This window comes from Enterococcus hermanniensis (assembly GCF_001885945.1).
Taxonomy (GTDB): Bacteria; Bacillota; Bacilli; order Lactobacillales; family Enterococcaceae; genus Enterococcus_A; species Enterococcus_A hermanniensis.
The window spans coordinates 1-10,651 of record NZ_JXKQ01000023.1 but is presented as its reverse complement, the minus strand read 5'-3'; the positions used below and the strand labels follow the sequence as shown (position 1 = coordinate 10,651).

Here is a 10,651-nt window from a genome sequence, read left to right as displayed (position 1 = left end):
TTTTAATGGAGCTGGCGGGAGTCACTTAAATGTTGGATAATCAATATCTAAAGTATTTTGAATGCTATATTGAATGCTATTGAGTTAAAAATCGATGAACTCGTTGAACTTATTCGCTAGTTTTTCTTTTGCAGATTTAGAAACATGAGAGTACACATTCATAGTTGTCTGAATGTCGGTATGCCCTAAACGATACTGAATATCTTTTAACGAAGCTCCCATTTCTACGAGAAGACTAGCATGTGTATGTCTAAATCCATGAGTAGTAATTCTATGCATGGGCTTATCTGAAGCTTTGTCCATTTCGTCTTGAATAGTTAATAGCCATTTTCTTGATGTATCAAGACTCATAATGTCATGTGGTCTGACTGACTCGGCTTTGCCAAAGATCAACCATTCATCACTCAAAGGTTTATTATCTAACTTCCACTCTTTTAGTTTTTCTAAAGTTGCCATATCAATAGAAATTATTCGATTAGAGCCTTTATTTTTCGTCTCTGAGATATGAAGGCCAGTAGCAGATCTCGATACAGCTTTTTCAATATTAACAGTTTGTTTTTTAAAATCAACATCTTTCCATTCTAAAGCATTCGCTTCTTGTTTTCGCATACCAGTCATTGCCAGAAGACGAAAATATGCTTGGACTTTCAGATTAGAATATTTATATAAAATATCAAGAAATAATTTTAGTTCATCTTTATCATAAAAAGCTTCGTCTTGCTTCTTAGTTTTTTTTGCTTTTGGCTTCAAAATAGAATCAACCGGATTACGATCAATCAAACCAAATCGAACAGCATATTTAAAGACTAGCCCAGTATAGTTCATCATTTTTGAAGCGGTAGTATATTTAGCTGCCCAATAATTCATTAATTCTTGAATTTTGAGCGGAGTAATTTCTGATATATACATCTCGCCTAATTGATCTAAAATGTGATTTTTGAATATCCTTTTTGTTTTAAGTAGAGTAGACCCTCGAACAGTTTTTTCATACTCTACCATCCACGAATCGTAAACTTCTTTGTATTTTTTAGGTTTTTCTTTTTTAGATAATTCATTTTCAAAATTACTTTGGAGTGTGGCTAAAGCTAGTTTAGCTTCTCTTTGAGTTTTAAAATTTCTTCGAGTAGTTTTAACTGGTTTTCCAGTTTCAGGATTGATTCCCAAGTACGCTTGGAACTTCCAACGTTTATCTCCGTTTTTATCCTTATACTGTTCAAAACTAGCCATTAGATCACCTCCAATTTGCTTATATTAAAGTTTTTACAACCCCAATAATTCTTGTTTCTTAGCATCGAATTCTTCTTGGGAAATAATACCATCATCTAATAATTCTTTGTACTTGCGTATTTCGTCAGTAGGAGAGAGTGAGATGCTTTCTTCATTTGCATGAGATACTGCACCGATTAATTCATCGTGTTTTCCAACTTCTAATTCAGAGACAATATAATCGAATCCTGCCATAGTCTCTTTAGCTTTAATCAATATTTTTTCATATTTTTTGTCTTTATCTTGTTTCTTTTTGATGTAGTCGATATTAATTGATTGTGGAGTTCTATTCTTGAAGGTAACTAATATCTTTAGAGAGTCGACATGATTTTTTTGTTTTTTCTTTTTGGTAACTCCTCCTAAGATTGCGCCGACACCACCGGCAAGGACACCACCAACAACTGCTCTACCTATGCCTAAACCGCCACTCATCACAGAGCTTCCATTTTCAAGCAGTTCATAACTATTTAATTCACTGAAGTTGTATACATTAAATTTAACTCTAAATAATTTCTTGTTGGAATCAATTTCTATATCTCCATATCTATTCGTACATTTAAAATACTTAGACGGTTTCTTCAGAATGGCTTCAGAAGGAGTCATCTTATTGAATTCAACAAATTCAGCGATTTCGTCTTCTGATAGTTCTTTATTATCTCTAACCATACCCTCTAAAGCAGTTTGCCTCGCGATATCTTTTGCTCCTGATTTAACCGAATCCCAAAAACCCATTTTTGTTCCTCCTTATAGAATTATTTTTGGATCGGGAACGAATGTCACAACCCGACCTTCAATGTGTAAATCCTCTTGTTCTTTCTTAGTATCGAAACTCATAGTTTTGTAATCAGGATTTGTGCTTTCTGGTTTCAAAATAATTGTTCCATCTAAATTATAAAACTTTTTCATCGTAGTTTCTGTTCCGTTAATCCTTACAACCGCTATCTTCCCATTTGGCAATTCAGATTGTGGGTTCACGACGGCGATTGTGTTTTCAGGAATGATTCTATCCATACTATCGCCATGCACTCTTAACCCGTACGCAGAAGGAAATTTTTTTAAAATCCATGAAGGGACAGGTACATCTTCAGCAATTTCATAACATTCAAGAGGATAACCAGCACGAACTGATCCAACCACTTTCAAATATGCTTCGTCTACGAATAGATTGCTCGAAACCTCTAAATCTGGCAATTCTCCGCGGTTCACTCCTAGAAAATCAGCATATTTTAAAATGTCTTCGGTACTCATTTGCAATTTGCCAGATTCGTATTTCGAAATAGTTGCTTTTGTTACATTTAATATGTTGCCAATAGTTTCTTGGTTGATTCGTTTGTCTTTTCGAACATCCCTTAAATATCCAACTGCATTATAGTTATTTATCATTTTATCAGTCCTTCGAATATCTTGTCATTGTATGCTTTTATTTTAAATAGTTTCGTAACAAGAAACAAGAGATATTGTTTTAGAAAAAGTTTTCAAAATATAGTTGCCAACAGGAAACTTTTAGGTTATGATAACTTATGTCGAAAGGATGTGAGATGAAAATGATTCCTGTGGATAAATCAAAATTAGAAGAAAAAATGAAAATTAAAAAACTAAAAGATGTTGACATGGCAGGTGAATTAGAAGTCACGAAAGGAACTTACTCAAAATATATGAGTGGTCAAATCATCATTACATTGCCTTCTTTTATTAAAATTATGAATGTTTTAGATATTCCTGATGAAGAAGTTGGTTCTTTTTTAATACGAAAATAGTTTCCAAAAAGAAATTAAATATTTTCAAAGTTTCATGAAAAAGAAACTTATCCACAAGGTTCTCTTTGTGAAACAAAACAAATTTTAAATAAGAAAAAAATAGCCATATTGGCGTGAAACATTTTTCGTTTTCACGATAAATAACAGGTAGGAGGACTTGAGATGCCGGAACAAATTACACGTGAAGAATTAAGAAATTTACTTTTAAACTATGTTCCTAAAAGATATTTGACCCAAAAAGAAGCAGTGATCTATACAGGAACTTCGCCGGCCACAATAAATCAATGGATTAAAGATGGATTACGAATCATTCTATTCGGAGAAAATAGCAATCCTAAGTATGACATTAAAGATTTAGATGCTTGGATGGAAGAGCATAAAACGAAGGGAGCATAACAATGAAAAAAATCTATTGGCTACGCAGAACTGGAGCAATGCTATTTGCTTTCGGAATAGGCGCAGCAATCACAGGTAATGTGCCAGAATGGCTCAAAGCAGCATATGTTACAGCAGTTTTCGGCTTAGTTTTGATTTATGACTTTGCGGAATATGACACAAAAAAAGACTAGCCCACCGTCCAAGTTAGCTAGTCAAAAAAATAAATCTTATAGGAGGAATTATACCACATGACGATCAGAGATTCACTAGGTGTACCGCTAGAACCGAACTACGAAGAACCCATTCTAAAAGACGTTTATGGAGACGATATCTATGAAAATAGCACAGTCTACATCAATGCAGATGGAATTGTATTAGAAGAAAACTTAGAACGTTACTCAAATGAGTATGTGGAGGAGTTAACCGCAGGTGAAGCAAATGAAGAATTACGAGAGTCTATGTTGCCCAGTCAGTATTCGGAAACCATTAAAGAAGCATTAATTACTTGGATTGAAGAGAACGGATATGCCAAACATTTTGATTTACAACCATTAAGAGGAGGGGATGCTGTTGAATCTCGAAGAAATTACTAAGGAAATTGAAAATCTACGTTCTTTAATAGGAATCAAAATCAGTCTTTATGATGATCAAATTGCTCGAATTACAGAAACTAAATTGGCATTTCTCAATGAGATTGAAAAAGAATTAACCGCTGCATTAGAAATTCAAAAACAGCTCTTAGGCGATATGGAATCAGTAGAAACAGAAAGCTTCGTGATTAGTAAGAAATATCCTAATTTGAAAAGCAAAGCTTCTTATAAATTGAGTTTGCCAAAATCGAAAGAAGAAAAAGTCCGTTTCGAACGTTACATGAAAGAAGAACATCCGGGACTAATCAAAGAAGAAGTTATCGTTAAACCAATTCAAAATGACATTAAACAGCTCTTAGTTGACGGCGTTTTTCATTTGACGGAAGAAGGGTTGTTGATCGATGACAACGGCATGGCGATTCCAAATACAACAGTTGATGTTAAATCAGTCGAAGTGAAAGTGAAGGTGAAAGAGTAGATGGAAATAATTAAAGCAACCGATATTGATCGTGCAAGTAGTTTTTCCGTTTTAATCTATGCGCCGCCTGGTGGGGGAAAAACATATACGGCCAACTATCTAAAAGGTAAAACGCTGGTCATCGACATTGACCGTACGACGAATGTTTTAGCAGGCAATCCAAACATCGATATCGTTTATGCAGATTTAAATGATGTAGAAGTTGGAATGAAAAAAATGTTGAAGGATATTCACGATAATTATTTGGATCAATACGACAACATCTTTTTCGATAACTTATCTGAATTCGAACAAGCATGGTTAGCAGAGAAATCGAGATTATCAAAGACGCGTGATGGTAAAGCAATGGGCATCCCAGAAATGGGCGACTACAATAAATTCTCATTTTATCTGCCTGACATGATTCGGTATATCAATTCGTGGAAAGGTGTAAATAAAGTTTTTACTGCATGGGAAACGCAAATTCAAATTCAATCACCTGGCGGTCAGATATTCAATCAGTTTCATCCACAGATTCGAGAGAAGATTGTTAACAACGTCATGGGTCTGATGAATATGGTTGGCCGGTTAATGATCAATGAAGAAACAGGAACACGAGGTTTTTTGTTGAAACGAACAGATCAAACATTTGCTAAAAACCAACTAGATGATCGAGAGTTTGCTCTGCAAGAGGAGTTGTTCGATATTGATGGAACTGTACGATTATCAGAATGATTTAGTTAAACGTGCTAGACAGGCTTATATCGATGGTTTTAAAGCACCTTGCATCGTTTCGGCATGTGGTTCAGGTAAGTCGGTTATGGTCGCTGAAATCGCACGTATGACGACTTTAAAAGGCAATCGAGTTCTGTTTTTAGTTCATCGTCGTGAGTTGATAGATCAAATAAAAAAGACATTTAAAGAAATCGGTGTGAATAATGCGCTAGTAAATTTTGGAATGGTCCAAACAGTTGTGAGACATCTTCAAACAATTAAAAAACCGCAACTCATTATTACTGACGAGAACCATCACGGATTAGCTGCTTCGTACCGAAAAATCTATGAATATTATTCAGATGTTCCGAGATTAGGCTTTACCGCAACGCCTATCCGATTAAACGGGAGCGGATTAGGTGATGTGAATGACGTGCTGATTGAAGGGGTGTCGGCAAAATGGCTGATTGAAAATCATCGTTTAGCGCCATATGAGTATTATGCGCCACGTTTGATTGACACAGCAGAATTGAAAAAAGCCTCAACCGGAGATTTTACGAAGAAATCAATGGATAAAGCAGTTAAGAATACGATTTACGGCGACGTATTGAAACATTATAAAACGTTAGCGGATGGAGAACAGGCGATTGCCTATTGTCACAGTATAGAGGCGAGTAAACACACCGCTAATATATTTAACCAAGCGGGTTATAAAGCCGCTCATATAGACGCTAAAACGCCAAAGGATGAACGCTCGGAAATCATTGAATCGTTTCGCAAACACGAAATTAAAATTTTGTGCAACGTAGATTTGATTGGCGAAGGTTTTGACGTCCCGGATTGTTCGACTGTAATTATGTTGAGACCTACTCAATCGTTATCATTGTACATTCAGCAATCGATGAGGGGGATGCGTTACAGACCAGATAAAACGTCAATCATCATTGACCATGTGGGTAACGTGAACCGTTTTGGCTTGCCTGATATGGATCGTGAATGGAGCTTAGACACAAAAAAGAAAACAAAAACTGATAGTGATGTGTCAGTTGTTCAATGTGCGTTTTGCTTTGGGGCTTACGAACGACCAAAAGGTGAAAACATTTGCCCATATTGCGGAGAGTTGCAGCCGATTGAAGAACGAAAGTCAGAGTTAGAAATCGATGAATCGGCTGAATTAATGAAAGTCGGAGAAACGAAGATTACTTTGAATTTTGAGAATAATAAGTATTACAACATGACAGAAGACGAAGCTTCCACGATTGAAGATTTATACGCAATTGCTAGAGTCAAAGGCTTTAAACCCGGCTGGGCGTATATGGCAGCGAAGAGGAAGGGGATGTTGATTTGAAAGAGATAAACCAACTATTAAAAAATATACCTGACGGTTACTACATCGAAGAAATTGCAACTCAAATTGTACATGGTGAAATCGTCAACAAAGCAACGTATAAACCTAAATACGAACTGCATAGCACTGAATTTCAATGGATAAGCCCAGGTAATCAGTATTCTAAACCGACTACTAGTCAATTGGAAGAATTACTTACTAATCTACAAGATGGTTCTGAATGGCACGACGGTGTAAAAAGACGGGTGGAAATTGTGAAAATTTTAAAAGAAAGTACCAACAACCACGAATCAGGTTACGAAAGTGAAATAGAACGTGATTTCAACGAATTACTGACAGTGGTTTATAAAACATACAAATACTAGGAGGAAATTAACAATGACATTTAACTTAGATTTTTCAAAAGCGCAACAAGGAAACGAGATCAAAGACGGAACATATGAAGTAATCATCAATAAAGCGGTAGAAAACGCAACTAAATCAGGAGCCGAATTTATTGATATTGATTTGATCGTTCGAAACGACGTACAACAATCATTCCAAAACAAACACGTTTTTCCAAAAATTTGGAAAGCTAAAGCAACTGGAAAATACAATGAAGGCATGATTATGGCAATCGCTCAAGCATTGCAATTAGAAGACGGAAAGTCTTACAACGGGTTTGATGAACTATTAGCTGACTTTGTACTAAAACCAGTTCGTGTAACGGTTAAAAATGAAGAGTCAAATGGATACAGAAACACTAATGTTAAACGTTGGGAAAAGACAAACACAACTGGACCAGTAAATCACCAATTTAAAAATGGAGACGAACCATCATTCGGCCCTGGTCGTCCTACAGTAACGGTTCAAAAAGACGACCTACCATTCTAATCACGAGGTGTAAAGATGTACGAAAAAATCCCAACAGAGCTTAAAAATCTCAAACAGTGGTGTGTTTACAAGCTAGTTTGGGATGAAAAAAGAAACAAACACACAAAGATTCCTTATAACGCAAACAATGGATACAAGGCAAAATCTAACGACGAGAGTACATGGTCTGATTTTCAGACTGCTCTCGATGCTGTTAATACATTTGATATGAGCGGTTTAGGTTTTTTCTTCAAACCGCCGTATTTTGGAATTGATATTGATAACGCAGAAGGTGAAGTTGAGCGGTATAAAACAGGAGATGTGGAAGAGAATATCATTTATGAATTCATAGAAAGCATGAAGTCCTACGCTGAATATTCACAGTCAGGCACTGGCATCCACATTATCGCTAGGGGCGAATTGCCAGGAGGTAGACGTCGCAAAGGCGACGTAGAAATGTATCAAGATGGACGGTTTTTCGTTATGACAGGCAATGCAGCATCTAGCTATTTAGATGTTTCAGATCCTAATCCCAAAAATATTAAACGTTTATATGATCGTTATGTAGGCGATTCTAAAGTTATTCAATTTAGAGAAGAAAATTCTTTACTTAATACAGTAGAGTTACCAGTCGATGAAATTATTAATCGAGCACAGTCATCTTCTCAAGGCGCACGTTTTAAAGTTTTTATGGATGGTGGTTGGGAAGCATTTTATTCCTCTCAATCAGAAGCAGATATGGCTTTTGCGAACGATTTAGCATTTTGGACAGGTAGAGACTTTGAAAAGATGGATGAAATCTTTCGAATGTCTGCAATGATTCGAAGTAAGTATGATCAGAAAAGAGGAGCTACCACATACGGTGAAGCACTTTTGAACAAAGCTATTTCGGAAACTAATGCTGTATATAATCCAAAAAGAAAAACGGATTTCAAGATTTTTATTAAAGACCAAGAAAAGCCTAAAGAAAAGAAATATTATTCTTATGATGATACTGGCAATGCAGATAGATTCAATGATATTTATGGGACGCTGGTCAAATATTCCTATATAGATAAAGCGTGGTATTACTACGATGGAAAAGTTTGGCTCCAGGATAACACAGGCGAAGTTCGAAAAATGATTGATAACACAGTAGATATCATGGGTAAGGAACCTTTGTTAATTCCAGAAGGTGCAGACGATGAAACACGAGAAGCGTTAGAAAAAGCGAAAGAGAAACATATCAAGCGTTCTCGTAGCAATGCAGGTAAAAATGCCATGATGGATGAATTAAAACATCGACTATCGGTGTTGCCTGACGAGTTCGATAAAGATAAATCTCTTTTCAATACTCAAAGTGGTTTTCTATCTTTAAGTGACGGCCTTCTACACGAACATGAGATAGATAAAATGTTTACTCGTGTTTCAAATGTCGAGTACACAGAATCGGTTGATTGTCCTATGTGGGAAGAATTCATCAATCAGATATTTAACAATGATCAAGAGCTGATTAACTACATTCAAAAATGCGTTGGATACTCGCTTACAGGTTCCACGAGAGAGCAGTGTATGTTTATCCTCTATGGTCACGGTTCAAATGGTAAGTCAGTATTTTTGGAAATTATTTCTGAATTGATGGGGAATTATGCCATGACCATGCAAGCCCAAACGATCATGGTAAAACAAAGCCAGTCATCAGCTAATAGTGATATTGCTCGATTGAAAGGCGCGCGTTTAGTAACATCGTCAGAGCCAAATGAGGGTGTGCGTTTAGACGAGGGGCTAGTGAAACAATTGACTGGTGGCGATAAAGTGACTGCACGCCATCTTTATGGAAAAGAATTCGAGTTCGAACCTGAATTCAAATTATGGTTAGCAACCAATCACAAACCAATTATTCGAGGCACTGATGATGGGATTTGGCGAAGATTGAATCTAATTCCATTCATCGTTCAAATACCTGACCATAAGAAAGATAAAAATTTAAAATTTAAACTGCAAACCGAGTTACAAGGCATTTTAAAATGGGCCATTGATGGTTGCTTAATGTGGCAGAGAGAGGGCTTGAAAAAACCACAGTCTGTTGTTGCAGCAAGTCAGGATTATCGTAGCGAAATGGATCAAATAGGTACATTTATTGAAGCGTGTTGCGAAACGGGACCGGGGCTAAAAATATCAGGCGGTGAATTATACAAAGTTTATCGTGAATGGGCATCAGATAATGGTGAGCATACTTTTACTAACACGAAGTTTGGCAGAGAGATTTCGAAAAAATTTACTAAGAAACGAATGAAAATTGGTGTAGTATATGATGGCATTTCTTTAAAACCAAGAAAATATGACAACGTGAGAGAGCTTTTTAAGTAAAAGATGTAGGGTAGGATGTAAAGTTAGAAGTCAACCCTACATCGCTTATAAACCCTTATATATCAATACTTATAGTATATTTTTTCTTCTTTGATGTATAGTTAGAAAAAAATAATAAAGTATTAAAGTAAAAAATAAAAAGTAAATTATATAAAAAAGAATAGGTTTTGAGGTCTTACCCTACATCGTATACACCGCAAATGGATAGAAGCGTTGGTATGACAATGATATTTCGAGATGTAGGGTTATCTTGAAACACAGATAGGAAGGTTTATGATGAACGAAATTTATATTTCAATAGCTAAAACAGTTAAATCGATACAAGCTGAAGGATTCGATTTCGAAGAAGCATTGGCAATATTCAAGGCTGGTCCCAAAATAAGTTGTGATGAGAAAAGTGATTTTGATTTTTTCGATTCTTTGTTTGAGATTTCAGACGAACGGCTAAATGCCACAGAAGCATATAAATTCTATTTACAATCAACCAATGGAGAGCCTATCAGTCAAACTAAATTCGGTCGGATCATTTCTAAATTTGCTACTAAGAAAAAATCGAACGGTGGCATTTATTATCAAATGAGGATCAAGCATTGAAATCAGAACACCAAATACAAGACGAGATCAGAATTGCCTTATCAAAGAACGGTTGTACCATTTTTAGGTCAAATGCTGGGCAAGTCACTACTATAGAAGGCAGACAGTTTTACGGAATGCCAAAAGGATTCCCTGACTTATGTGGGCATAGAAATTCGGATGGCAAATCAATCTATATCGAAGTAAAAAACGAAAAAGGTAAATTACGACCTGACCAAATACGATTCGGTGATTTCCTTAAATCACAACCAGTTTTGTACGGGGTAGCGCGATCTGTGGAGGATGCTTTGCGGATTGTAAATAAGAAATAAAAAAATCGCATATGAATTAGGAGGGAGCTAATGAG

The 10,651-nt window shown here is 36.0% G+C and carries 15 protein-coding genes; 12 read left to right on the top strand and 3 right to left on the bottom strand.

Translation table 11 applies throughout. From position 1 onward, the window contains the following. Positions 1–84: 84 nt before the first annotated feature. Genes RV04_RS12635 through RV04_RS12625 form a run of 3 tightly spaced genes read right to left on the bottom strand, consistent with a single transcriptional unit; the run spans position 85 to position 2,649 of the window. Positions 85–1,227, bottom strand: coding sequence for a tyrosine-type recombinase/integrase (locus tag RV04_RS12635; RefSeq protein ID WP_071858813.1), 1,143 nt, complete (start codon positions 1,225–1,227; stop codon positions 85–87). Positions 1,228–1,260: 33 nt separating this feature from the next. Then, positions 1,261–1,998 (bottom strand): SHOCT domain-containing protein, encoded by a 738-nt coding sequence (locus RV04_RS12630; RefSeq protein ID WP_084405666.1) that lies wholly within the window; start codon positions 1,996–1,998, stop codon positions 1,261–1,263. Between the two features lie 12 nt (positions 1,999–2,010). Beyond that, entirely contained in the window at positions 2,011–2,649 is a 639-nt protein-coding gene (locus tag RV04_RS12625; RefSeq protein WP_071858812.1) for a LexA family protein, read from the bottom strand. A gap of 155 nt (positions 2,650–2,804) precedes the next feature. Between RV04_RS12625 and RV04_RS12620 the strand changes: the two genes are divergently transcribed. From RV04_RS12620 to RV04_RS12570, 12 genes are all read left to right on the top strand, one after another. Then, positions 2,805–3,023 (top strand): helix-turn-helix domain-containing protein, encoded by a 219-nt coding sequence (locus tag RV04_RS12620; RefSeq protein ID WP_071858811.1) that lies wholly within the window; start codon positions 2,805–2,807, stop codon positions 3,021–3,023. A 162-nt stretch (positions 3,024–3,185) separates the two neighbouring features. Beyond that, a complete protein-coding gene (locus tag RV04_RS12615) occupies positions 3,186–3,419 on the top strand; it encodes a helix-turn-helix transcriptional regulator (RefSeq protein ID WP_071858810.1) in 234 nt (77 codons plus the stop codon). Positions 3,420–3,421: 2 nt separating this feature from the next. Next, positions 3,422–3,592, top strand: coding sequence for a hypothetical protein (locus RV04_RS13325; protein ID WP_169818216.1), 171 nt, complete (start codon positions 3,422–3,424; stop codon positions 3,590–3,592). 57 nt (positions 3,593–3,649) lie between these two features. Continuing rightward, positions 3,650–3,994, top strand: a complete 345-nt coding sequence (locus tag RV04_RS12610; protein ID WP_071858809.1) for a YqaI family protein — start codon at positions 3,650–3,652, stop codon at positions 3,992–3,994. Continuing rightward, positions 3,972–4,469: a hypothetical protein gene (locus RV04_RS12605; protein ID WP_071858808.1), complete on the top strand. Its 498-nt coding sequence runs from the start codon at positions 3,972–3,974 to the stop codon at positions 4,467–4,469. The genes RV04_RS12610 and RV04_RS12605 overlap by 23 nt, the downstream gene beginning before the upstream one ends. Beyond that, entirely contained in the window at positions 4,470–5,183 is a 714-nt protein-coding gene (locus RV04_RS12600) for an AAA family ATPase (protein ID WP_071858807.1), read from the top strand. After that, positions 5,158–6,510: a DEAD/DEAH box helicase gene (locus RV04_RS12595; RefSeq protein WP_084405661.1), complete on the top strand. Its 1,353-nt coding sequence runs from the start codon at positions 5,158–5,160 to the stop codon at positions 6,508–6,510. Before RV04_RS12600 ends, RV04_RS12595 begins: the two co-directional genes overlap by 26 nt. Further along, positions 6,507–6,875, top strand: coding sequence for a hypothetical protein (locus RV04_RS12590; protein ID WP_071858805.1), 369 nt, complete (start codon positions 6,507–6,509; stop codon positions 6,873–6,875). The genes RV04_RS12595 and RV04_RS12590 overlap by 4 nt, the downstream gene beginning before the upstream one ends. 13 nt (positions 6,876–6,888) lie before the next feature. Continuing rightward, complete coding sequence (locus RV04_RS12585) at positions 6,889–7,383, top strand: DUF669 domain-containing protein (RefSeq protein ID WP_071858804.1); 495 nt, start codon at positions 6,889–6,891, stop codon at positions 7,381–7,383. Between the two features lie 15 nt (positions 7,384–7,398). Then, positions 7,399–9,711, top strand: coding sequence for a phage/plasmid primase, P4 family (locus RV04_RS12580; RefSeq protein ID WP_071858803.1), 2,313 nt, complete (start codon positions 7,399–7,401; stop codon positions 9,709–9,711). A 276-nt stretch (positions 9,712–9,987) separates the two neighbouring features. After that, complete coding sequence (locus tag RV04_RS12575) at positions 9,988–10,305, top strand: hypothetical protein (protein ID WP_071858802.1); 318 nt, start codon at positions 9,988–9,990, stop codon at positions 10,303–10,305. Further along, the gene (locus tag RV04_RS12570) at positions 10,302–10,616 is read left to right on the top strand and encodes a VRR-NUC domain-containing protein (RefSeq protein ID WP_071858801.1); all 315 of its coding nucleotides are present in this window, start codon (positions 10,302–10,304) and stop codon (positions 10,614–10,616) included. Before RV04_RS12575 ends, RV04_RS12570 begins: the two co-directional genes overlap by 4 nt. Positions 10,617–10,651: the final 35 nt, after the last annotated feature.

Coding starts and splice junctions, on each gene's coding strand:
- RV04_RS12635 (WP_071858813.1), bottom strand. CDS start 1,227: ATGGCTAGTTTTGAACAGTATAAGGATAAAAACGGAGATAAACGTTGG.
- RV04_RS12630 (WP_084405666.1), bottom strand. CDS start 1,998: ATGGGTTTTTGGGATTCGGTTAAATCAGGAGCAAAAGATATCGCGAGG.
- RV04_RS12625 (WP_071858812.1), bottom strand. CDS start 2,649: ATGATAAATAACTATAATGCAGTTGGATATTTAAGGGATGTTCGAAAA.
- RV04_RS12620 (WP_071858811.1), top strand. CDS start 2,805: ATGAAAATGATTCCTGTGGATAAATCAAAATTAGAAGAAAAAATGAAA.
- RV04_RS12615 (WP_071858810.1), top strand. CDS start 3,186: ATGCCGGAACAAATTACACGTGAAGAATTAAGAAATTTACTTTTAAAC.
- RV04_RS13325 (WP_169818216.1), top strand. CDS start 3,422: ATGAAAAAAATCTATTGGCTACGCAGAACTGGAGCAATGCTATTTGCT.
- RV04_RS12610 (WP_071858809.1), top strand. CDS start 3,650: ATGACGATCAGAGATTCACTAGGTGTACCGCTAGAACCGAACTACGAA.
- RV04_RS12600 (WP_071858807.1), top strand. CDS start 4,470: ATGGAAATAATTAAAGCAACCGATATTGATCGTGCAAGTAGTTTTTCC.
- RV04_RS12595 (WP_084405661.1), top strand. CDS start 5,158: ATGGAACTGTACGATTATCAGAATGATTTAGTTAAACGTGCTAGACAG.
- RV04_RS12585 (WP_071858804.1), top strand. CDS start 6,889: ATGACATTTAACTTAGATTTTTCAAAAGCGCAACAAGGAAACGAGATC.
- RV04_RS12580 (WP_071858803.1), top strand. CDS start 7,399: ATGTACGAAAAAATCCCAACAGAGCTTAAAAATCTCAAACAGTGGTGT.
- RV04_RS12575 (WP_071858802.1), top strand. CDS start 9,988: ATGAACGAAATTTATATTTCAATAGCTAAAACAGTTAAATCGATACAA.